The sequence below is a fragment of the Microbacterium sp. CGR1 genome (assembly GCF_051062835.1).
In the GTDB taxonomy this organism is placed as follows: domain Bacteria; phylum Actinomycetota; class Actinomycetes; order Actinomycetales; family Microbacteriaceae; genus Microbacterium.
Map to the genome: position 1 here is coordinate 382,954 of NZ_JAOTPG010000002.1, position 21,671 is coordinate 404,624.

General features: G+C 68.5%; 23 protein-coding genes. 11 read left to right on the plus strand and 12 right to left on the minus strand.

The features are described 5' to 3' along the window. Positions 1-65 precede the first annotated feature (65 nt). Entirely contained in the window at positions 66-884 is an 819-nt protein-coding gene (gene nadE / locus OD997_RS16780; protein ID WP_434332699.1) for an ammonia-dependent NAD(+) synthetase, read from the minus strand. Between the two features lie 112 nt (positions 885-996). On the opposite strand from nadE, the gene OD997_RS16785 reads away from it, so the two are divergent. Beyond that, positions 997-1,554 (plus strand): nucleoside phosphorylase, encoded by a 558-nt coding sequence (locus OD997_RS16785; protein ID WP_434332700.1) that lies wholly within the window; start codon positions 997-999, stop codon positions 1,552-1,554. A 63-nt stretch (positions 1,555-1,617) separates the two neighbouring features. Here OD997_RS16785 and OD997_RS16790 read toward each other — a convergent pair whose 3' ends face one another. The 5 genes from OD997_RS16790 to OD997_RS16810 all read right to left on the minus strand — a co-directional run bounded on the left by OD997_RS16790 (position 1,618) and on the right by OD997_RS16810 (position 8,506). Next, complete coding sequence (locus tag OD997_RS16790) at positions 1,618-4,614, minus strand: AAA family ATPase (RefSeq protein ID WP_434332701.1); 2,997 nt, start codon at positions 4,612-4,614, stop codon at positions 1,618-1,620. 93 nt (positions 4,615-4,707) lie between these two features. Then, positions 4,708-5,862 carry an exonuclease SbcCD subunit D gene (locus OD997_RS16795; protein WP_434332702.1) on the minus strand — a complete coding sequence of 385 codons (1,155 nt, stop codon included), beginning with the start codon at positions 5,860-5,862 and terminating at the stop codon, positions 4,708-4,710. Between the two features lie 109 nt (positions 5,863-5,971). Continuing rightward, positions 5,972-7,417 (minus strand): MFS transporter, encoded by a 1,446-nt coding sequence (locus OD997_RS16800; protein WP_434332703.1) that lies wholly within the window; start codon positions 7,415-7,417, stop codon positions 5,972-5,974. Positions 7,418-7,746: 329 nt separating this feature from the next. Next, complete coding sequence (locus tag OD997_RS16805; protein ID WP_434332704.1) at positions 7,747-8,214, minus strand: DIP1984 family protein; 468 nt, start codon at positions 8,212-8,214, stop codon at positions 7,747-7,749. Between the two features lie 52 nt (positions 8,215-8,266). After that, positions 8,267-8,506: a GNAT family N-acetyltransferase gene (locus tag OD997_RS16810; protein ID WP_311244996.1), complete on the minus strand. Its 240-nt coding sequence runs from the start codon at positions 8,504-8,506 to the stop codon at positions 8,267-8,269. 400 nt (positions 8,507-8,906) lie between these two features. Here OD997_RS16810 and OD997_RS16815 point away from each other — a divergent pair, with 400 nt between their 5' ends. Genes OD997_RS16815 through OD997_RS16825 form a run of 3 tightly spaced genes read left to right on the plus strand, consistent with a single transcriptional unit; the run spans position 8,907 to position 10,838 of the window. Further along, positions 8,907-9,608 (plus strand): winged helix-turn-helix domain-containing protein, encoded by a 702-nt coding sequence (locus OD997_RS16815; protein WP_434332705.1) that lies wholly within the window; start codon positions 8,907-8,909, stop codon positions 9,606-9,608. Between the two features lie 34 nt (positions 9,609-9,642). Further along, a complete protein-coding gene (locus OD997_RS16820; protein WP_434332706.1) occupies positions 9,643-10,602 on the plus strand; it encodes a DNA-3-methyladenine glycosylase family protein in 960 nt (319 codons plus the stop codon). Between the two features lie 38 nt (positions 10,603-10,640). After that, positions 10,641-10,838, plus strand: coding sequence for a hypothetical protein (locus OD997_RS16825; protein ID WP_056309485.1), 198 nt, complete (start codon positions 10,641-10,643; stop codon positions 10,836-10,838). 6 nt (positions 10,839-10,844) lie between these two features. Here the strand turns inward: OD997_RS16825 and OD997_RS16830 are convergent, their stop codons facing one another. The 4 genes from OD997_RS16830 to OD997_RS16845 are packed head-to-tail and all read right to left on the minus strand — an operon-like array spanning position 10,845 to position 14,648. Then, positions 10,845-11,600, minus strand: coding sequence for an iron ABC transporter ATP-binding protein (locus OD997_RS16830; RefSeq protein WP_434332707.1), 756 nt, complete (start codon positions 11,598-11,600; stop codon positions 10,845-10,847). Beyond that, positions 11,597-12,622, minus strand: a complete 1,026-nt coding sequence (locus OD997_RS16835; protein ID WP_434332708.1) for an iron chelate uptake ABC transporter family permease subunit — start codon at positions 12,620-12,622, stop codon at positions 11,597-11,599. Before OD997_RS16835 ends, OD997_RS16830 begins: the two co-directional genes overlap by 4 nt. Further along, a complete protein-coding gene (locus tag OD997_RS16840; RefSeq protein WP_434332709.1) occupies positions 12,615-13,601 on the minus strand; it encodes an iron chelate uptake ABC transporter family permease subunit in 987 nt (328 codons plus the stop codon). Before OD997_RS16840 ends, OD997_RS16835 begins: the two co-directional genes overlap by 8 nt. A 54-nt stretch (positions 13,602-13,655) precedes the next feature. After that, a complete protein-coding gene (locus tag OD997_RS16845) occupies positions 13,656-14,648 on the minus strand; it encodes a siderophore ABC transporter substrate-binding protein (protein WP_434332710.1) in 993 nt (330 codons plus the stop codon). A 103-nt stretch (positions 14,649-14,751) separates the two neighbouring features. On the opposite strand from OD997_RS16845, the gene OD997_RS16850 reads away from it, so the two are divergent. The 3 genes from OD997_RS16850 to OD997_RS16860 all read left to right on the plus strand — a co-directional run bounded on the left by OD997_RS16850 (position 14,752) and on the right by OD997_RS16860 (position 16,379). Next, the gene (locus OD997_RS16850) at positions 14,752-15,519 is read left to right on the plus strand and encodes a siderophore-interacting protein (protein ID WP_434332711.1); all 768 of its coding nucleotides are present in this window, start codon (positions 14,752-14,754) and stop codon (positions 15,517-15,519) included. 41 nt (positions 15,520-15,560) lie between these two features. Continuing rightward, positions 15,561-15,965 carry a VOC family protein gene (locus OD997_RS16855; protein WP_434332712.1) on the plus strand — a complete coding sequence of 135 codons (405 nt, stop codon included), beginning with the start codon at positions 15,561-15,563 and terminating at the stop codon, positions 15,963-15,965. Between the two features lie 135 nt (positions 15,966-16,100). After that, positions 16,101-16,379 carry a hypothetical protein gene (locus tag OD997_RS16860; RefSeq protein ID WP_434332947.1) on the plus strand — a complete coding sequence of 93 codons (279 nt, stop codon included), beginning with the start codon at positions 16,101-16,103 and terminating at the stop codon, positions 16,377-16,379. Between the two features lie 2 nt (positions 16,380-16,381). Here OD997_RS16860 and OD997_RS16865 read toward each other — a convergent pair whose 3' ends face one another. Continuing rightward, positions 16,382-17,836, minus strand: coding sequence for an MFS transporter (locus OD997_RS16865; RefSeq protein ID WP_434332713.1), 1,455 nt, complete (start codon positions 17,834-17,836; stop codon positions 16,382-16,384). A gap of 58 nt (positions 17,837-17,894) precedes the next feature. Beyond that, positions 17,895-19,238 (minus strand): M20/M25/M40 family metallo-hydrolase, encoded by a 1,344-nt coding sequence (locus tag OD997_RS16870; protein WP_434332714.1) that lies wholly within the window; start codon positions 19,236-19,238, stop codon positions 17,895-17,897. A 56-nt stretch (positions 19,239-19,294) separates the two neighbouring features. Here OD997_RS16870 and OD997_RS16875 point away from each other — a divergent pair, with 56 nt between their 5' ends. The 4 genes from OD997_RS16875 (at position 19,295) to OD997_RS16890 (ending at position 21,581) form a co-directional block, all read left to right on the plus strand. Beyond that, positions 19,295-20,305 carry an FUSC family protein gene (locus tag OD997_RS16875; RefSeq protein WP_434332715.1) on the plus strand — a complete coding sequence of 337 codons (1,011 nt, stop codon included), beginning with the start codon at positions 19,295-19,297 and terminating at the stop codon, positions 20,303-20,305. 38 nt (positions 20,306-20,343) lie between these two features. Further along, a complete protein-coding gene (locus tag OD997_RS16880; protein ID WP_434332716.1) occupies positions 20,344-20,742 on the plus strand; it encodes a hypothetical protein in 399 nt (132 codons plus the stop codon). 63 nt (positions 20,743-20,805) lie between these two features. Next, positions 20,806-21,072 carry a thioredoxin domain-containing protein gene (locus OD997_RS16885; protein ID WP_434332717.1) on the plus strand — a complete coding sequence of 89 codons (267 nt, stop codon included), beginning with the start codon at positions 20,806-20,808 and terminating at the stop codon, positions 21,070-21,072. A gap of 98 nt (positions 21,073-21,170) precedes the next feature. Beyond that, a complete protein-coding gene (locus OD997_RS16890; RefSeq protein ID WP_434332718.1) occupies positions 21,171-21,581 on the plus strand; it encodes a VOC family protein in 411 nt (136 codons plus the stop codon). Positions 21,582-21,671: the final 90 nt, after the last annotated feature.

Below are 21,671 nucleotides of genomic sequence, written 5' to 3' on the forward strand. Positions count from 1 at the left end.
TCCCGTTCTGTCGGATGCTTCGACACTAGCCGCGGCATCCGACACGGGATCACGAGGGGCTCGTGTCAGCGCCACCAGGTGTCGTCGGGCGTCACCGGGAGGTTCCGCTTGTGCTGGGTGGCGAGGTAGCGCGATTCGATGCGCCCGGCGACGTCGGGGTCGACCTCACGCCCCTCGAGGAAGTCGTCGATCTGCTCGTAGGTGAGCCCCAACTCGTCTTCATCCGCACGACCGGGCTGACCGTCGAGGAGATCGGCGGTCGGCACCTTGTAGGCGAGGCGGTCGGGGGCGCCGAGCAGCAGCAGCAGCGAACGCCCCTGCCGCTTGCTGAGCCCGGAGAGGGGAAGGATGTCGGCGGCGCCGTCGCCGAACTTCGTGTAGAAGCCGGTCACGGCCTCGGCCGCATGGTCGGTGCCGATCACGAGGAGGCCGTCGTGCCCGGCGAGCGCATACTGCGTCACCATGCGGACGCGGGCCTTGATGTTGCCGCGGTTGAAGTCGCTGATGTCGCTCGTGACGGCGAACTCGATGTCCTCCTCGACGCCGTCGACGCCGTTCTGGATGTTCACCTCGACCGACGAATCGGGAGCGATGAACTCGAGCGCCGCCTCGGCATCCGCTGCGTCCTTCTGCACCCGATACGGCAGGCGCACGGCGAGGAACTTCGCCTCTCCGCCTTCGGCGCGCACGCGCTCGACCGCGAGCTGCGCCAGACGACCGGCGAGGGTCGAATCCTGGCCGCCCGAGATGCCGAGGACGAAGCCCTTGGCACCGGTGGCGCGCAGGTAGTCGACGAGGAACCCCACGCGGCTCTCCACCTCGACCTCGGGGTCGATCTCGGACTTCACACCGAGTGCTTCAGAGATCTGCTGCTGCAGGGTCATGTCTTCCTCCGGTCTGCCCGACGCCAGTATCCTCCCCCAGTGTTACATCGAGATGACGTCGATCGCACGCGCACGACTTCGCGGGGCTCGATCCACCTGGCAGGATGGCGGGGTGAAACTTCTCGTCGCAGCCATGGCCTCCGAACTCGCAGCATTCCCGGAGGAGCTCGACGGATTCGATCAGCTCGTCACCGGCGAGGGCAAGATGCAGGCGGTATTCGCCCTCACCCGCGCACTCGACGCCAAGGAGTACTCCGAAGTCGTCGTCGTCGGGACCGCCGGCGGCATCGACCCCGAACTCGAGGCGACCGCGCACGAGATCGGCAGCGCGCTGCAGCACGACGTGTTCGACCTCGACGGCGTCGCGGGCCAGCATGTGTCCCTGCCCGCGCGCGTGTCCACGGGCCGCGAGGGCGTGCTGATCGCGACCGGCGACAGCTTCGTCGGCGATGCCGGGATCACCGCCGTCATCCGACCTTCCGGTGCAGGGCTGGTCGACATGGAGACCTACGCCTACATCTGGGTCGCCCAGCAGTTCGGAGTACCGATCCGCGCGTTCCGTGCGATCTCGGACCGCGCTGAGGACGGCGCGCTCGTCGACTTCCGCGAGGCCATCGCCCGGTGCAGTGTGCAGCTGCGCGAGGTGATCCGTCGGGAGTACGGCGTCTGAGATCGGTCGTCGTCCGACGGCAGACTTCTCGGCCGAAGGTCGACGATGAGTGCGGTGCGAGTCTCAGCGCGCTTCGATGACGCTCGGACCTTCCGGAGTCGCGCGCACTCGGAGCTGAGCAGGAATCTGCTCCTGCATCGCCTCGACATGGCTGATCACGCCGACCGTGCGTCCGCCCTGCCTGAGCTCGTCGAGCGTGCGCATGGCGACGTCGAGCGTGTCTCCGTCGAGGGACCCGAACCCCTCATCGATGAACAGCGTGTCGAGGCGGATGCCGCCGGCGCGCGCCGTGACGACCTCGGCGAGGCCGAGAGCGAGGGCCAGGGAGCTCAAGAACGTCTCGCCGCCTGACAGCGACTGCGCAGGGCGGGTGTGTCCGGTGAAGGCGTCGAACACGACGATGCCCAGGCCCGACGCCGCTCCGCGTGCGGCGAGTGCGTCGGAGTGGCGCAGTTGATAGCGCCCCGTCGACATGTCTCCGAGTCGGCGGTTCGCCGCATCGACGATCTCCTCGAGCTCGGCGGCGAGGACGAACGTCTCGAGCGTCATCTTGCGGGTGTTCGCCCCTCGCCCGGCGATGGTGTCGGCGAGGCTGCGGAGCACCTCGTAGTCCGCGGCTTCGGTCGCGGTGCGCGCATGCTCTGCGGCCGCAGCCTCGATGATCGCGCCGAGCTGCTCGGCCACTCCGGTCGCACGCCCCGCCTCATCGACCGACGCGGACCAGCGCTGTCGCGCGGTGAGCGACGCCAGCTCGGCGGGGCCGAGATCGATCGTCTCTTCCGGAAGGGTGCGGAGCTCCAGGGGAAGGAGGATCGCACGCTCCTTCTCCTTCTGGATCGTGTGCTCCGTGACCCGGCCCTCGAGCGCCGACTGCGCGGCTGTGGAACGGAGCGCCCGCTCGACTGCGGCGACTCCGTCGAACTCGGATGCCTCGAGCGCCGCATCCTGCTCGACGCGCGCAGCTGTCGCGGTCTCGGCTCGGCGCGCTCGTTCCGCGGCAGCCTCGACCAGCGCCACCGCGTCACGGACCTCGGCGAGTGTCGCCGTGAGCCTGTCGGCCACGGTGTCGTACGTCCCCCGCGCTTCGGCGACCGCCTTTCGCGTCTCCTCGATCCGCTGAGACACGAGCGCGTGCGCTTCTCGCGCCGCGGCCAGCGTTGCAGAATCGCGTTCGCGGTCGCCGTCGAGACGACGGATGCGTTCGATCAGAGCGTCGCGCTGCTGCTCGAGCGCGGTCAGTCGAACCGACGCCTCCGTGCTCTGCGCATGCGCGGTGGTCGCAGCGGTGAGCTCTGCAACGGCCTCATCGACCTCTCGCCCGTCCGCGCGGGTTGTCGCGGCGGCGAGTTCGGCGCGTAGCGAAGACGTCACCTCCACGGCATCCCGCTCACGTCTCGCGAGCGCATCGCGGGCGGCTTCGGCCTCATCGACGTCGTCCGCCGAGACCGGGTCTGCGTGCACAGCGGGGGCGGGATGCTCGTGCGACCCGCACACCGGGCAGGCATCGCCGTCGTTCAGCGAACCGGCCAGCTCGCCCGCGAAACCGTCGAGTCGCCGCTGCCTGAGCCGGGCGAGGTCGGTCTGTGCACCGGCGAGCGCCGTGCTCGCCTCGGCGAGGGCGCGGTCGGCATCGGCGAGGGCGGCCTCGAGACGAACGGCCTCGAGCGCGGCCGCATGTCGCCCGGCGGCGGCGTCGCGCGCTGCGGAGAGGTCATCTGCACGGTCGGCGAGCTGCCTGGCGGCGTCGCGTGCGATCGTGAGGGCGTCGAGCTGGGCGGGGAGCTCGACGCGATCGGCATCTGCCGCCTCGATGCGCGCAGCGGCCGCCACCACGGCGTCAGAGGCGGCGGCGAGCTCGGCATCGAGCTCCGGGGCTGTCCGTTCCAGGTCTGCCGCTCGCTGCCACGCGCCCGTCAGCCTGGTGCGCTCGGCCACCCATTCCGCGAGGTCATGTGCGACGATCGCGCGCGCCTCCCAGGCCGCGCGCGCTCTGATCTCGATGTCGGTCGCTTCATCGAGGGCCGATGCAGCGGTCGCCGCGGAGGCGATCGGAGCTCGCAGAAGCTCCGCCGCTCTCGCCTCGCGCAGTTCCCTGCGCGCGTCGGCGATGTACGGCTCCTCGCCCTCGAGACGCTCGAGCGCTGCTCTCGCCCGGTCCCGCTCGATCTGCGCCCGCTGCTCGTCGCGCACGGTCGCGAGCGCGACATCTGCGGCATCGGACTGCTTCTCCGCCTCGACGCGCTCCGCTGCTCGTCGCTCGGCCCGGTAGTCGGCACGGGCCTTCGCGCGGCGCAGACCCTCGAGGCGTTCGTCGGTGGTGACCGCGATCGGCTCTTCTTCAGCGGCGCTCGTCTCGTCGGCCTGCGCCTCGCCGTCGCGCCCGAGGTCGGCGCTCTCGACCAGCCGATGCGCTTCGTCGAGGCGAGCCGACACCGTGGCGAGTCGCGTACCCAGCGACTGCTCCGCTGCCCTGCGTCGCTCGTCGAACCGCGCCTGCACATCTTCGAAACGCTCGGTGCCGAAGAGCCGCCTCAACAGCGCCTGTCGTTCTCTGCTGCCCGCGAGCAGGAACTCCGAGAATCGGTTCTGCGCGAGCAGGATGACCTGCAGGAACTGTTCGCGACTGAGCTGCAGGATCTCGTCGAGCTCGTACGCCGCCTCACGTTCCTTCGCGGCGAGACCGAGCCATTCCCCGCCGACCATCGTGTCGAGCTGCACGGCCGCCGACTGTGTGGTCATGCCGCCGCCACGCTTCTTGGGGCGCTCGTAGTCGGGCGACCGTCTCACGCGGTAGCGACCGGCCGGCGTGCTGAACTCGACGACGACCTCGGTGACGTCGTCGGGCTCGCAGTGATCGCTGCGCAATCGCTTCTCGCCGCCCTCGTACCGCGGCACCCCGCCGTAGAGGCCGAAGCAGACGGCATCGAGGATGCTCGATTTGCCGGCACCTGTGCGACCGGCGATCAAGAAGATCCCGTCGTCGGCGAATGCATCGAAGTCGACCGTCTGCCGCTCGCGGAACGGGCCGAATCCTTCGACCTCCAGTCGGTGCAACTGCATCAGAGCACCTTCTTCACTGTCGGAGCATGATCGCGGTCACGCGTCATCCGGCTGGATCGAGTCGCCGCCGCACTGGATCGAGTCGTCACCGGACTAGATGAGCGTTTCGGCACGGACGCGGTCGTCGAGGACTTCGCGGATCAGCTCGCCCTCACGCTGGGTCGCGCCATGGCCCGAACGCACGTGCTCGAGGAAGGCCTCGATGCGCTCGGGGTCGGTGACGGCACCGCGCAATCTCTCGACGTACGAGCGCTCGACCGTCTCGGACGTCTCGGAGGGCTGGTGCTGCACCATCGCGCAGTGCGGGTACCGCTCGCGAAGCCTGCGCATCGGCTCGGTCTGCGCGAGCGCATCGGTGTACACCGCGCACACCCAGTCGTCGGCGTGCTCCGCGACGTTCTCGGGCGACAGGATCTCGTCGAGCGTGCCGGTCAGCGTGACGAGGCGACGGGGCACAGGCAGATCGAGCCACTCGACCGACGCGAGGCCCGTCGCATCGAGCTCGACCAGCCACGACCCGCGCGGCTTGTTCTGCTCGCCGAAGCTGTAGTGCAGCGGAGCGCCCGAGTATCGCACGCGCTCGCTGATCTGCTGGCGCCCGTGGATGTGACCGAGAGCGACGTAGTCGGGGCCGTCGAACACGGCCAACGGCACGACGTCGAGGCCGCCCTGGCGCACCTCGCGCTCGAGGCCGATCGTGGCGTCGACGCCTGCGGAGAAGCAGTGGGCGATCGCGACCGACCGGCCGGGATTCTCGGCCATGCCCGCGCGGACCAGATCCATCGCGTGGGCGAGCGTCTGCGCCTGAGTGCGCAGGTCGACCCCGCTCCAGTGCTGACGCACGATCGCGGGCTCGAGATAAGGGATGCCGTAGAACTGCACCGGACCGTCGGCATCGGTCAGAGTCACGGGGGTGCCGATCGCGAGAGGGTCGGTCAGCACGTGGATGCCGTCGCGCAAGAGCCGTGCCTGGAATCCGAGGCGCGCGGCGGAGTCGTGGTTGCCGCTCGTGACGATCACCCGAGCGCCCGTCTCGTGCAGCGCCACCAGAGCGTCGCCGAGCAGCGTGTACGCGGCGCCCGCCGGAGTCGCGGAGTCGAAGACGTCACCCGCGACGATCACGACGTCGACCGCGTTCTCCCGCACCTGCTCGGTGAGCGCCCCGAGCACCTCGGCCAGCGCGTCCATGGTCGAGTTGCCATGGAAGGTGCGGCCGATGTGCCAGTCGGAGGTGTGCAGGATTCGCATACTCACACGGTACGAAGCGCCACCGACATTCGGTCCGAGGCGTGCCGCGGCGGCCGTTCCTGGCCGTCGATCTTCGGGGATCCGGCCAGGAACGGGCGCTGCGAGCGCGTCAATGGGCGCCGACCGCCATTCCCCGGTGCGACGGCATCAGCTCGTCCTTCGTGCCGCGAACCATCACGGCGGCGATCACGGCGGCGGCGACCATGAGGATCGACGCGACGATGAAGATCCAGCCGTACGCGTCGGTGAGCTGCCAGAGGGAGAGCTCTGCCTGTGCGTGGCCGCCGACGGATGCCGCGTACACGGCGGTGAACACCGAGAGACCGATCGATCCGCCGATCTGCATCGCGGAGTTGGCGACGGCCGAGGCGACGCCCGCGTCGTGCGGCGCGACTCCCGTCAGGGCGAGGTTCTGCAGCGGGATGAACACGAAGCCCATCCCGACCCCGAGGAGCACGAGCGCCGGGGCGATCTGCACGATGTACGCTCCGTCCGGCGTGATCCCCGACAGCAGGAACAGACCGGCCGCGGCGACCAGCGGTCCCACGATCAGCATCGGACGCGGACCGATCACGGTGAGGAGCTTCGTCGCGATGGGGGCGATGATCATCGTGGCGATCGGCAGGGGAAGTGTCGCGGCGCCTGCCGGGAGCGCGCCCATGCCGAGCACGAACTGGAGGTGGAACGTCAGGTAGAGCGTCGCGCCGATCATGATCGCTCCGGCGACTCCCTGGATCAGGAACGCACCGCCGCGCACGCGGTCCGCCACCACACGCAGCGGCAGCAGCGGCTGGGAGACCCGGCTCTCGACCCAGACGAACACGCCGAGCAGCACCGCACCGAGCGCGAGGAACGTGATCGTCAGAGGGTCGCCCCAGCCGTTCTCCGCGAGGCTGAATCCGTAGACGAGTGCTCCGAGTCCCAGGGTCACGGTGATCGCGCCCCAGACGTCGTACCGGTTGTCCCCCTCGGCCCTGCTCTCGGTCAGGAAGAAGGCACCGCCGACGAGACCGACGGCGACGAAGAAGAGGTTGACCAGCAGGCACCAGCGCCAGTCGGTGAACTCGGTGAGGAATCCACCCAGCAGCAGGCCGATCGCGGCCCCGGTTCCCGCGACCGTTCCGAAGACCGCGAACGCCGTGTTGCGCTCCCGCCCGGACGGGAAGGTGACGGTCAGCAGGGCGAGCGCCGCCGGAGCCAGAAGGGCCGCGAAGACGCCCTGCAGGCCCCGGGCGAGGACGAGCTCCCACCCCTGCTGCGCGAGTCCGCCGAAGAGGGATGCCGCCCCGAATCCGACCATGCCGATCATGAACGTGCGCTTGCGGCCGAGGTAGTCGGCGATGCGACCGCCGAGCAGCAGCAGCGCTCCGAACGCGAGGGCGTAGGCGGTGACGACCCACTGCCGCTGGCCGTCGCTGAGGCCGAGATCGGCCTGGGCCCGCGGGAGGGCGATGCTGACGATGGTGCCGTCGAGGACGACGATCAGCTGCGTGAGAGAGATGACGGCGAGCGCCCACCACTTGGTCTGGGGGCGGGCGCGCAAGGACGATGACATGGAAGAACCTCCGGTGTCGGGAACGATGCCGGAGGTTTCGAGCCTCGGACCAGCGCGCTCAGAGCGCCTGACCACCTCAGCCGACGGGGCTGAGCAGAAGATCCATATTACCCGACGTGAGGCTCTGCGAGTGCGAGCGGAAGGTCCCCTGACCCACCCTCGTCACGATGATCGGCACGTGGTGATGCGACATGCGCGATGCGCGGTCACATGTGCGGGGTGCGGGGCTGCGCGATGCGAATCTGGGCTGCCCTCCGCCCGACATGTGCCGGAATTGCCCCTCCGGCTGGGGTTGTGCCCGCCTCGTCGTGACTACCGACTTCCGCTCGTTACTCCCTCAGGTCATGCAGCCAGTTCGCCTGCTGGATCCGATTGTCGAGCTCGCGCAGCTCCTGCGCGACCGTGTCAGCGCGCGAGCGCAGCTCGGCGACGGGGAGCGCGGAGATCTGCCGCAGCTCCGACCTCATCTGTCGGAGGAACTGGTCGTTCGCCCCGGATGCCGCAGCGGCGGCATCCGCCAGCAGCGAGTGCTGCAGACGGAGCACGTCCCGGGCGGCGAGCGCATCCGTCATCGTCCCGTCGACGCCCAGGTCGAGCCCGGAGTTGGTCGCGTTGATACGCCTGATCAGGTCCCTGAGCTGCCCCAGAGCGGCATCCGCCTCGACGAGCAGGGCGGAGGCATCCTCTGCCGGCTCCTCCCCTTCCTGATACCTGGCGTTCGCCGTGATGCGCGCGCGCAGCTGCTCGATGCGACGCTGCAGATCGGCGCGGGCTGTGAGGGCCTCTGCGAGTTTCATGCCTTCATCCTGGCAGGACGCCGCGTGTAACAGAACGTCACACGGCCGGACGTCAGCGCGAGCGCAGCAGGGACGCGTGCTCGGGGTGCGCCGAGAACCAGTCCGAGACGTACCAGCACACGGCGTCGACCTTTCGGTCGCCCCGTGATTCGATGTCGGCGACGGCACCCTCGACGACCGTTCCGGCATAGCCCTTTCCGCGGAAAGTCGGGATCGTGAACGCTCTCGTGAGGGCGATCGTATGTCCGTCATCTCGGTAGTCGAGCACGCTCACGAGCTGCCCGTCGCGCATCAGCGTGTACCGCGATGCGTCCTTCTCGTCGGTGAGGATGAAGCCGGATGCGAGGGTCGAGGTGGTCACCCGGACCACGTTACGCCCGACTCCCCCACCGGCGGCCGTTTTGACACGCACGGACTTCTTCCGACATAATCCCCCCATGACTACCAACGCAAGCCCTTTGTCCGCCCAGGAGGCGAACAGGACTGCCGGGATGATGATGCCCGGTCGCGTTGGCATGTGTTGCCGAATGTGTCGCTGAACGAACAGCCACTCCGTCTGACCTGACTTCTCGCGATCTGCGAGGTACAGGTCTTCGAGCATCCACCCTTTGCTCGCTCTTCCGGCTCGCCCGGTCATTCATGCAACGCATCAGAGCCTCTCTCCCGGCTCACGTCCTGAGGACTTCATCATCATGTCGAACATCGCACTTCTCGAGCGTCCCGCCGTCTCCGCCGCTGTCCGCACCGCGTCAGCACCCACGACCGCTCCGCTCGACGCAGATCTTCCCGCAGTCCGCTCACCCCGCGGCTTCGCCCTCTACGTCGGCCTCGACGAGATCAAGGCGGCCGAGGCAGGGGTCAGCCTCCCGCTTCTCGTCGACGCCCTGCGTCGCACCCTCGCCGAGTTGGCGCCCGGCGCCGAGACGCACGCCACCGTCGCCCTCGCCCCGCACGGATCGGGTGGTCGCGACCTCGATGTCGTCCGCCTCGCACTGCACGAGCCCGGTGCGATCGCTCGCACCAAGGCCGCAGCCGAGGAGGAGACCACCGACGAAGAGGGCGGCGTCGTCGTCGACATCTCGCGCAAGCGGGTCCTGATCGACGGCGAGTCCGCTGCCTTCACCTACAAGGAGTTCGAGCTCCTGCAGTACCTCGTCCTCCGCGAGGGACGCACGATCGAGCGCAGCGAGCTCGTCTCCGCACTGTGGCAGGCACAGGACGACGAGACCCCGGGTGAGCGCACCATCGACGTGCACGTGCGCCGACTGCGTGCGAAGCTCGGCCGCTACGAGGACATCGTCCGCACCGTGCGCGGAATCGGCTACCGCTTCGACCGTCACGCAGACGTCGTCATCCGCTACGGCCACGGAACACCCTCGCCCGACCGCTTCTGATCCCGGTGTCAGGCCCGCCACGTATGGTGGGCGCATGACCCTGACCGCGGATGCCGGAGCTGCTGACGCAGCACCGCAGAGCCCACCGCGGACGACCGTGTACCGCCCAGCCGCGCCAGTCGATCTGCGCGCTACGGTGGGGATGCTTCGCCGTGGTCCCGGCGACCCGACCATGGTTCACGACGGCCCCGTCATCTGGCGCACGCTGCGCACACCGCTGGGGCCCGCGACACTCGCCCTCCGAGTGCACGGCGACGAGATCAGGGCGACCGCGTGGGGCGCCGGAGCAGAGCACGCGCTCGACAGCGTGCCGTCCCTCTGCGGCGCCGAGGATGACCCCTCAGGTTTCGACCCGTCCCCTCATCCGTTCATCGCCGAGGTGGCCCGCCGCACGCGCGGATTGCGCCTCGCCCGCACAGGTGTCGTCTTCGATGCTCTCGCCTGCGCGATCATCGAGCAGAAGGTCACCGGACTCGAGGCGTTCCGCGCCTGGCGTCTGCTCGTCACGAAGTTCGGCGAGCGCGCGCCGGGGCCGACGCCGAGACCGATGTACACCGCGCCCACTGCGGCGGAGTGGCGCCGCATACCCTCCTGGGACTGGCATCGCGTCGCCGTGCAGCCACCGCAGTCGAAGACGATCGTGCGAGTGGCCGAACGGGCCGACAGCATCTCCCGCGCCCTCCTGGCCGCGTCCACCGGCGACGATCGCGACCGTGTGCTGACGAGCTTCCCCGGGGTGGGCCTGTGGACATCGGCCGAGACTCGTATCCGCGCGCTCGGCGACCCCGATGCTGTGAGCGTCGGCGACTACCACCTCGCCCACGAGGTCGGCTACGCGCTCACGGGCCATCGCACCGACGACGACGGGATGCTCGAGCTCCTCGAGCCGTGGGCCGGGCACCGGCAACGGGTGATCCGGCTCATCTTCGCGAGCCGGGTGAGCGAACCCCGCCGCGGGCCCCGCCTCTCGCCCGAAGACCATCGCGGGCGCTGACCCGCGCGTCGGACGGGGATCGCCTCTAGGCTGAGCCCATGTCCCGCACCGCGCTCCGCTTCTCCGTCACCGCCGGGCTCCTCATCCTCGGCGTCGTGATCGGCCTGATCTTCCAGAACGTCTGGCTCGGCATCCTCCTGGCCGCCATCGTCTGGCTCGGCTGGTTCATCGGATACGAATCCCGCAGAGGCCGCAACGAAGGCGTCAACGACGAGGACCACGGCATCGAGCTCTGAGCGACCTCAGTAGTAGACGGCCAGCGGGCCGGAGGGCCCCTCGACGACCTGCACGTCGGTGTCGAACACCCGAGTCAGCACCTCGCCGGTCATGATCTCGGCCGGCGACCCGAATTCGACCACGGTGCCGTCCTTCATGGCGCAGATGTGATCGGCGTAGTGCCCGGCGAAGTTGATGTCGTGCAGCACGATGACGATCGTCCGCCCGAGCTCCTCCGACGCTCGCCGCAGATGCTTCATCATCTGCACCGCGTGCTTCATGTCGAGATTGTTGAGGGGCTCGTCGAGCAGGACGAACTCGGTGTCCTGTGCGAGCACCATCGCGACGTACGCACGCTGCCGCTGACCGCCCGAGAGCTCGTCCAGGTAACGGCCCTCAAGCTCCCCGAGGTCGAGGAAGTCGATCGCCCTGCTGATGATCTCCTCGTCTGCGCGGTTCAGCCTGCCCTGGGAGTGCGGGAACCGCCCGAAGCCCACCAGCTGACGAACCGTCAGACGCGTGACGAAGTGGTTCTCCTGGCGGAGCACCGAGACGATCTTGGCCAGATCCTTGGACTTCGTCGTCGCGACGTCGTATCCCGCGATCTCGATGGCACCGGCATCCATCCCGCCGAGACGGCCGATCATGGTGAGCAGCGTCGACTTGCCCGCGCCGTTCGGACCGATCAGTGCGGTGATGCCGCCGGCGGGGATCTCGAGATCCACAGGGCCGATCGCGACCTCGCTGCTGTAGTCGCGGCGCACGCCGTCGAGTGTGATCACAGTCGGCCCTTTCTGAGGATGACGATGAGGAAGACCGTGCCGCCGACCAGTTCGATCAGGATCGACACCATGCCCTGCGCGTAGAAGACGTTCTTCATGACGAAGTACGCCCCGGCGAGGATCGTGAAGGCGGTGAGCACGGCTACGGGGAAGATGAGCCGGTGGTCGTGCGTGTCGGCGAACTGGTAGGAGAGGGTCGCGACCAGGAACCCGAGGAACGTCATGGGCCCGACGAGCGCCGTCGATGTCGCCATCAGGACGGCTACCAGGAAGAGCACGATGTAGAGCTCGCGCTTGTGGTCGAGGCCGAGGGACCGGGATACGTCGGGGCCCAGCGCCAGAAGGTTCAGCTTGCGCGACCTCAGCCACAGCAGCGCGGACGCCGCGACGCACAGCGGAATCGCGAGCGGAAGGTATGACGCGTCGGCATTGGAGACGTTGCCGAACAGCCGCGCCGCCAGCACGTCGAACTCGCTGGGTGTGAGCAGGCGCTGCATGAAGGTCGAGATCGCGCCGAGTCCACCGCCGATGATGATGCCGATGAGCAGCATGATCTGCAGGTTGCCGTAGCGCCCGGACAGCAACCAGCCGTACAGCGCCATGGCGAGCCCGACCATGATGACGACCTGCAGGCCGAACTGCCATACGCCCTGGATCGCGACGAGACCGGCGACACCGAACAGGTACACGGTGGTGGTCTGGACGACCCGGTAGAGCGACTCGAACCCCATGATCGACGGGGTGATGATGCGGTTGTTCGTGACGGTCTGGAAGCTCACGGTCGCGATGGCCTGCGCCACGGCGACCACCGCCATCACGATCACGTTCGTCGTCCGGAGCTTCGCGATGCGCCAGAAGCCGGGAGAGCCGACGGGCATGGGGTTCTCCCACGCCAGCAGCGCGAAGGCGAAGACCGCGGAGAGGACGATGAGGATGCCGAGCACGATGACGTAGCGGCGCCGAGCACGGGGCGTCGTGAAGGATCCGGAGGTGCGGGCGGGCGCCGCGATCGCGCTAGCCACGACGGCGCTGCCTCAGCAGGAGCAGGATGAAGACGATCGCGCCGACGATTCCGAGGATCAGCGACACCGGCACCTCGAAGGGCATGATGATCGTGCGCCCGATGATGTCGCAGACCGTGACGATCGCGATGCCGAGCAGGCAGACCCACGGGAGGTTGCTGCGCAGGTCGTCGCCGCGGACCATCGAGACGATGTTGGGGACGATGAGCCCCAGGAACGGCAGGTTGCCCACGACGACCGTGACGACGCCGGTCGTGATCGCGATGAGCACGGTTCCGAGGAGGATCACCCGGTTGTAGTTCACACCGACGTTCGTGGCGATCTCCTCGCCCAGCCCGGCGATCGTCAGACGGTCGGCCACGAGGAAGACCACCACTCCGACGACCGCGACGATCCACAGCATCTCGTACTGGCCCCTCAGCACCGAGGTGAAGCTCCCCGCGAACCAGACCCCGATCGCCTGCAGGGAGTCCGTCGCCAGCGCGAAGTAGGTGGAGACCGCTCCGACGACGGCGCCCAGCATGATCCCGACGATCGGCACGATGAGCGACGACCTGAGCGAGACCCGGCGGAGGAAGGCGAAGAACACCATGGTGCCGATGAAGGCCGCGACGATCGCACCGATCATCCGCACCGGGATCGACGGGTTCGGGACGAGCACCATCACGGTCAGCAGCCCGAGGCCCGCCCACTCGGTGGTGCCGGTGGTGGTGGGCTCGACGAAGCGGTTCTGGGTCAGCAGCTGCATCACGAGGCCTGCCATGGCCATCGCGGCACCGGCGAGGACGAGAGCGATCGTGCGCGGAACACGCGTGATCTGGAACATCTCGGCGCCGTCCGCGGCTCCGGCGATGTCGTACACGCCCGTGAAGAGGGACACGACGAGAAGGGTGACGACGACGAGGACGCCGACGAGGAGTCTCACGTCGAACAGCCGCCCGACGGTGCGGGACGGCGTGGGAGAAGCGGTGCGGGTCATGATGGAACGCCGGATGGCGGCATGCGCCGTGGAGCGGATGCCGCCATGCAGCTGCTACTTCTGTGCCGCCTCGAGCGCGTCGGCGAGGTCGTTGAGGAACGTCGTGTACGTCTGGATGCCCTCGTTCAGGTAGGTGTCGGTGGGCATGTAGACGATCTGGTCGTCCGCGACGGCGGTGACGGAGGCGAGTGCCTCGGAGTTCTCGAGGATCTCCGATGCCTGCACGTAGTCGGGCGTCTCGGCCGCGAACACGGCGTCACGGTCGAGCACGAGCATCCAGTCGGGGTTCGACGAGGCGATCGCCTCGACCGAGATGTCGTCGCCCTGGTGGTCGTCGCTGGCGTCATCGACCTCGAGAGCAGGCGTGAGGCCGAGGATGTCGTAGATCGGGCCGAGCGAGCGGCCGACGGTCGGTGCGAGGTATCCGATCTCGCCGCCCGAGGTGTTGACCGCCATGACGGTGTCGGAGTCGTCGTAGGCGGCCGTGGCGCGCTCGACCGCGGCGTCGAAGTCGTCGACGAGGGCCTGCGCCTCGTCCTCCTTGCCGAAGATCTCACCGAGCACGGTGACCTGCCGCTTGAGCTCCTCGTCGAAGGGCTCGCCCTCGCGCGGTTCCAGATCGACGATCGTGGCGTCGGGAACGAGCTCCGCGATCGCCTCGTTGTGCTGCGTGAATCGCTGGCCGCTGATGATCAGATCCGGCTCGACGGTGACGATGGCCTCGAGGTCGGGCTCGCTGTGCAGGCCGATGTCGACGATCGCATCGTCCTTCAGGTACGACACCGTGTCGGGCATGAGAGAGACGGCGCCGGCGGAGAGCTCGACTCCCCAGTCCGACAGCGTCTGGAAGGTGCGGTTGTCGAGGGCGACGACTGACACCGGAGGAGTCGCGATCTCGTGCGTGCCCGTGTTGTCCTCGATCGTGACGGATGCGGCTGCCGCCTCTGTCTCCTCCGGTTCGGATTCGCCGCCGGATGCGCACCCGGAGAGGGCGAGGAGGCCGACGAGGCCGACGCTCGTGGCGGTGAGGATTCTGGGCATGGACATGGAGAGACTCCTGTTCTGCGGTGTGGAAAGACGCACGAGTGGCGCAGGACGATCGACTTAGGCATACCTAACTCCGATCTGAAAGATAGGTTAGCCTTACTTTATGAGCGATACGAAATCCGGCTTCTCGATCGAGCGTCGCGGCCTCGACCTGCGGTTCCGCACGGTGACTCTGAGCGCCAGGGAATGGATTGCCCCCGACTTCGTCCGCGTGCGCCTCACCGGTGGTGATCTCGAGGGGTTCGACTCCCCCGGATCCGATGACCACATGCGCCTGTTCTTCCCCACGGGACCTGTGACCTCGATCGAGGAGATGCGGGCGGCGCCGAGTCGCGAGTACACGCCCCTCGCCTGGGGGTCGGACTGGCTCGACGTCGAGTTCGCTGTGCACGGCGACGCGGGCATCGCGGCCCCCTGGGCCGCGACCGCTCCCCTCGGGTCATCGATCGGCGTCGGTGGGCCCCGCGGATCGGCGGTGCTCACGGGTGAGCCCGGCTCCTGGCTTCTGGTCGGAGACGAGACCGCGATCCCCGCGATCCGGCGCTTCGCGGCGCTCATCCCCAGGGACCTCAACGCACGGATCGTGATCGAGACGGTCTCGGCCGGTCGCGAGATCGACATCGACGCGCCTGTCGACGTCGAGTGGCTGCATCGGGGCGACGCACCCTCGGGCTCCGCTCTCATCGCGTTCCTCGACGGACTGACTGCAGAGGATTCGATCGGCGACGACCCGTTCGTGTTCATCGCCGCAGAGCAGTCGATCGTCAAGCCGGGCCGGGCCCTGCTGGACCGGTGGGGCATCGACCAGGCGCGCGCCGTGGTGAAGGGTTACTGGAAGCGCGGCGAAGCCGAGTATCACGCGCCGCACTGAGTCCTCTGAGGCGCAGGAGGCCGGCCTGCGAGACTGGGCGCATGGCACTTGTCGATCACCTGGGCATCACCGTCGCCGACCTGAAGCAGGGGCGGGCGCAGTTCCACCCCGTGCTGACGGCGCTCGGGTACGAGTTCGGGAGCGAAGCCGAGGGCGGGATCTCCTGGCACCACGGCGACGAGACCGAGATCATCATCTTCGCCCCGCGCGACGAGGCAGGCGACCCGCACGTGCACGGACGCGTCGGATGGCAGCATCTCGCGTTCGCGGTCGACTCCCGCGACGAGGTCGACCGCCTGCACGCCGTCGCCGTCGCCGCGGGGTGGAGCGTGGTGCGCGAGCCCCGGATCTTCGAGCGCTTCAGCGATAACTACTACGCCTCGTTCGTCGAAGACGCCAGCGGCATCCGGGTCGAGTTCATGCATAACCCGCCTCGCTCGTCCTGACCGTCCGTCTGCCGGACGTCTTCTGCACATCGCGCGCATACCGCGGATCCTCCCCATGCCATGAGATGACGGTATACAGCGGCGTCGATTCCGATACGCCGTCTGGAACGATGCGAGGATGACACGGTGCACCTCATGAACGACGCTCAGATCTGGACGATGATCGGCTCTTTCACTGCGCTCATGCTCGGGATGCTGACGGTCGTATCGACCCTGTTCATCCGCGTCGTCCGCGCCGAGATCGGCGGACTCCGCGGGGAGATCGGCGGCCTTCGCGGCGAGATGAATGCGCAGATCGGCGGCCTCCGCGGCGAGATGAATGCCCGCTTCGACACCGTGAACACCCGCATCGACGGGCTCGATCGCGACATGCAGGCCGTGGTCAAGCGCTCGTTCGGCCTCGACCGCGACTGACGTCAGGCCACCGGGGCAGTTACCGCCTCGGCATCCGTCCGGTCGGTGAAGGCCTCTTTCGGGACGAACACGAGGATCGCGGCCGCGACGAGCGCGGTGACACCGCAGACCACCCAGACGGTGATGTACCCGGCGAACGATCCGGCCGTGCCCTCGACCGCACCGCTCACGCCGTTCAGGAGCGCGATGCCGAAGACGCACGAGGCGATCGCCCCACCCACGGTCTTGACCGAGTTCGTCAGTCCTGTCGCGACCCCCGTCTGTGTGGCGGGAGCAGCGGACGCCGCGGCGGCCGGAAGGGCAGCGACGAGCGCCCCGGATCCGAGTCCGACGACGACCATGTTCGTGACGACCTGCACGTACGAGTCGTGGAAGGGGAGGAACAGCAGGAATCCGACACCCACGAGCAGGGATGCGCCCATCAGCGTGATCCGCGGGGTGAGCAGACGAGCGATCACGGGGAACAGAAGGGCACCGGCGATCATCGCGATCAGGTACAGGCCGATGATCAACGAGGTGGCGAAGCCTGTGGTTCCGAGTCCGTAGCCGTACACGCCAGGGTCGGTGCGAGCGAACGTCGACAGCGGCGCCTGCGCGCCCAGGACGCTCACGCCGAACAGCCCGGCGGTCAGGAACACCGGGCCGAGCGCCGGCGAACGGAACATGCGCACGTCGATGAGCGGGTCGTCGCAGCGGAGCTCCCAGAGCACGAAAGGGATCACGAGCAGGATGCCGAGCACCACGACTGCCCACGACCACGGGTTCACCAGTCCGCCCTCGAGACGCAGCAGGCTGAGTCCGCCGGTGAAGCAGATGAGCGCCATCGAGATCAGCACGACGCCGACCGTGTCGAAGACGCCGCCCGTCGGGTCTGGCGACTCCTTCACCCCGAACAGGATCACGAAGAAGCAGACGACGATCAGGACGGCGGGGATCAGGAGCACGACCGTCAGAGGCAGCACGTCGATGAGCGCGCCGCCGACGAGCGCACCGATGATCGCGCCACCTTCGAGCGCAGCGACCAGAAGCCCCGCGGCCTTCGCCGTGATCGACGAGCGACCCTCCATGCGACGGGAGCGCGACCAGATCAGGGCGATCTCGAGCGGCAGCCAGACGACGTAGAAACCCATCAGAGTCCAGCCGATGAGGAAGACAGGGAAGGAGTCCGTGAAGGGCAGGACGAGAGCTGCCGCCGCGGTCAGCGCGGTCGAGATCAACAGCATCCGCTTGTGGCCGACCATGTCGCCGAGCTTCGCGAAGGCCGGCACGACGAGCGCCGAGAGCATGAGCTGCGTGCCCTCGAGCCAGTTGACATCGGCGTCGTGGATGCCGAGGTGGCGCGCGATGTCGGTGAGCATGGGCGTGTAGTAGCCCTGCAGGACACCGCTGGTGAATTCGACGAAGGCCAGGAACCCGACGACTGTCGCCAGGGTGCCCAGAGTCCGACTGCGCGTCATCGCGGCTCCTCGAGAAAAAGGCTGATCCGAGCGTTCAGGCGCCCGGAGAAGGGTGAGATCACACTAGCCGCTCGATGAGAGCGCGATGGAACCGCTCCCCCCGCTCGAGGGCTGCGATCTCGACGTTCTCGTCCACGCCATGGATCGACGCCCGCTGCGCGTTCGACATGTCGAGCGGGGCGAAGCGATAGACCGCGGGCGCGAACCGGTGGAAATGGCGCGAATCCGTCGCCGCCATCATCACGTACGGCACGGCCGGAACGCCAGGGTGCGACACGGCGAGCGCGTCGGCCAGCAGGGCGAACTGGGCGTTGTCGGTCGCGGACTCGGGCGATGGCTCGCTCGCCTCCTCGACCTTGACCACCACGAGAGGATCGCGGATGCGCCGACGCACCCGGAGCACGGCCTGCTGCGTCGTCTCCCCCAACGCGATCCGCAGATTCACGGTCGCGGAGGCCTGAGAGGGCAGGACGTTCGCTGCCGTCCCGCCCGACTGCATCGTGGGCGCCACCGTCGTGCGCACGAGGGCGGCCGGCTCACCGCCGAGCGCCGCGAAGAGCTGGCCGGTGAGGAATGGCGTGGATCCGAGCAGACGGAGAAGATGCCGAGCGGGTCCGGGCGTCTGAGAGCCGAGCTGGGACAGCATCCGTCCGATGGCCTTCGATGGCCGGGGACGGAACGTGGTGGGGCCGAGGCGGTCGACGGCCCTCGCCACTCGACGCACCGCCGTGAGCGACGGGGGCGCCGACGCGTGACCGCCCTCGCCGCGCGCCGAGAGCGTGAGCGTCATGACGCCCTTCTCCCCCACGCCGATCATGGCCGCCCGGCCGGGGACGAACGGCAGCGGAGCGTCGACGACAGCGCCTCCCTCATCGACGACCAGCCACGGGACGATGCCGCGCTCACGGAGCACGCGTGCGATCTCCTCCGCCGCGTGGCCATAGGTCTCCTCGTTCCCGCCGAACGAGAGGTAGACGTCGCGAGCGGGCACGAAACCGTCGGCGAGCAGATTCTCGACCGCTTCGAGCAGGACGATCAGGGGACCCTTGTCGTCGAGGGCTCCGCGTCCGTAGACGATGCCGTCTGAGATGACACCGGCGAACGGCGGATGCGTCCAGGCGTCGCTCTCATCGACCGGCACCACGTCGTAGTGCGCCATGAGCACGACCGGCTCCTCGGCGACAGGGCCGATGCCCGCCCAGTGGAAGAGCAGCCCGAAGTCGGTGTGCCGCTCGAGCGTCAACGTCTCGTGGACGAGTGGATAGAGCTCGGCGATCAGCGTGACGAAGTCCTCGAACGGCCCGGATCCGCGCTCCTCGAGCTCGGCCGACACGGTCGGCAACTGGATCATCTGCGCGAGGCGCTCGGCGATTCCGGGACGAGGTTCGGTCACGTCGGCCATCGTATCGCCGGGCCTCCCTGTCTCCGTAAGCCCTCGGGGCGCGAGACAATTGAGGGATGAGCCTGTTCGCCCTCGCACCCAAGCGCGGTCCGCGCTGGCACCTGGCGACGCAGGCCGCGCTCGGGATCGCTGTGCCGATCGCCGTCATGACTCTGCTGGGCCAGCCGTCGCTCGGCTACATCGCGGCATCCGGAGCCTTCACCGTCCTGTTCGCCGGTACCGCGCCGGTCATCGACCGGGCGAGGATCCTGCCGTTCGTCGCCGCGGGCCTGATCGTCAGCGCGGCCCTCGGCGTCGCCGTCTCGGCGAATGCCTGGCTCGTGAGCATCGGGGTCGTCGTCGTCGCGATCGTCAGCGCGGCTCTGGCGTTCGGTTTCCGTCTCGGCCCTCCAGGGCCCCTGTTCTTCGTGCTGGTGTTCGGGCTCTCCGCCCACGTCGTCGCCAGTTCGCCGATCGCACCGCTCGTCTACATCGCAGCACTCGCGGCGGGTTGCGCGTTCTCGTACCTCGTCGCGATGGCTCCCCTGCTCCTCCCGCGCTCCCGCACGCTCGCCGCGCGGCCGCTGCGCGAGCTGCTGCCCGGCCCTACGTTCACCGCGGACTCGCGCATGCTGCTTCTTCGGGTCGCGATCGTCTCGGTCATCGGTGTGCTGCTGGGCCTGGTGATCGACCCGACGCGGACGTACTGGATCGTCGGATCGGCCGTCGCCGTGATCGGCGTCGCCGCCGCGCGTCGTGCCGCTGTGCAGCGCGGATTGCACCGGATGCTCGGCACCGTCGTCGGCGCCGGCGTGTACGCGTTGCTCGCACTCCTGCATCCGTCCGGCCTGTGGCTGGCGCTGCTGCTGGGCGCACTGCAGTTCACGATCGAGCTCGTCGTGGTTCGTCACTATGCCCTGGCGCTCGTCTTCATCACTCCACTGGTGCTTCTGCTGACCGGCGCGGCGACCGGGGACATCGGTTCGATGGACGTCGCGGTCGAGCGCATCGTGGACACCCTCGTCGGGGCGGCCCTCGGCGCCGCATCCGGACTGCTCCATCCGCGCGCGGGCGCCAGGAGCAGCTGACCCTCGACGCCCGTTCGCGCGCAGGGCATACTCGCACCATGACTCATGCACCCGAGATCGACGAGTACCACCGCGCTCTCGCCCCCGAGGACAGGGAGATCTGCGACCTTCTCGCCGGCGAGATCGAGCGGGGACTCCCCGAGGCCTCGGGCAAGGTGTGGCACGCGCATCCGGTCTGGTTCCTCGACGGCAATCCGATCGTCGGCTACCACCGCCTGAAGGATGCCGTACGCCTGATGTTCTGGAGCGGGCAGTCGTTCGCCGGCGACGGTCTCGCCGCGTCGGGGACGTTCCAGGCAGCGGAGGCCCGATACCTCGACGTCGCCGAGGTCGACACCACAGCCCTCGCCGGCTGGCTCGCCGAATCGCGTCTGATCCAGTGGGACTACGAGCACATCCGCACGAACCGCGGATTGGTGAAGCGCACCGACTTCTGACCCGGCGCGGGGAACATCCCGAGCGCGCCGCCGGTTGCACCCGGAGGACCGAGAGGGAGCCCGATGGAACTGACGCTCGTCACATCCGCGTTCTGCGGAGCCTGCTCCCGCACCCGCGCGGTTCTGGCCGATGCCGCACGATTCCTGCCGGATGCCACGATCACCGAGATCGACGTCGCGCACGAGCCCGACGCGGCCGAGGCGCTCGACATCCGCTTCACGCCGACCGTGATCATCCGCGACGCGTCCGGCACCGAGGTGTTCCGCGCCGAGGGTGTGCCGACAGTGCCCCAGGTGCTCACAGCGGCGGTGAAGGCGCTCCCCTCCTGAGCCGTCACGCACGCTCTTGCGAATGTCCGACCCCCGGCGAAGAATGAGCGTGCACCGGGGCCGACGTCGACTCCGGATCACATGACTGGGGGCAGCACATGGCGAATCTCAACCCGTATCTCTCCTTCCGCACCGAGGCTCGGCAGGCGATGGAGTTCTATCAGAGCGTGCTCGGCGGTGAGCTCGACATCAACGTGTTCGGCGAGTTCCCCGACATGGTCCAGAACCCCGACCAGAAGGATCTCGTGATGCACGCGCAGCTCACGACCCCCGACGGGCTCGTGCTGATGGCGTCGGACACACCGGACGGAATCCCGTTCGAGCCGCCGCAGGGCTTCTCGGTGTCGCTCAGCGGCAACACGCAGGAGCGCACTCAGGCCGTCTGGGAAGCACTCGCCGACGGCGCGGTCATAACGATGCCGCTCGACACCCCGCCGTGGGGCGGCACCTTCGGGATGCTCGTCGATCGCTTCGGCGTGCCGTGGATGCTGCACGGCGACCCGGAATGACCCGGGCTCGGCCCGCTGTCGGCCGGAACCTGACCCGGTGAGCGCGAGACCCCTCCTGCCGTGATCGGCAGAAGGGGTCTCGGCACTCGC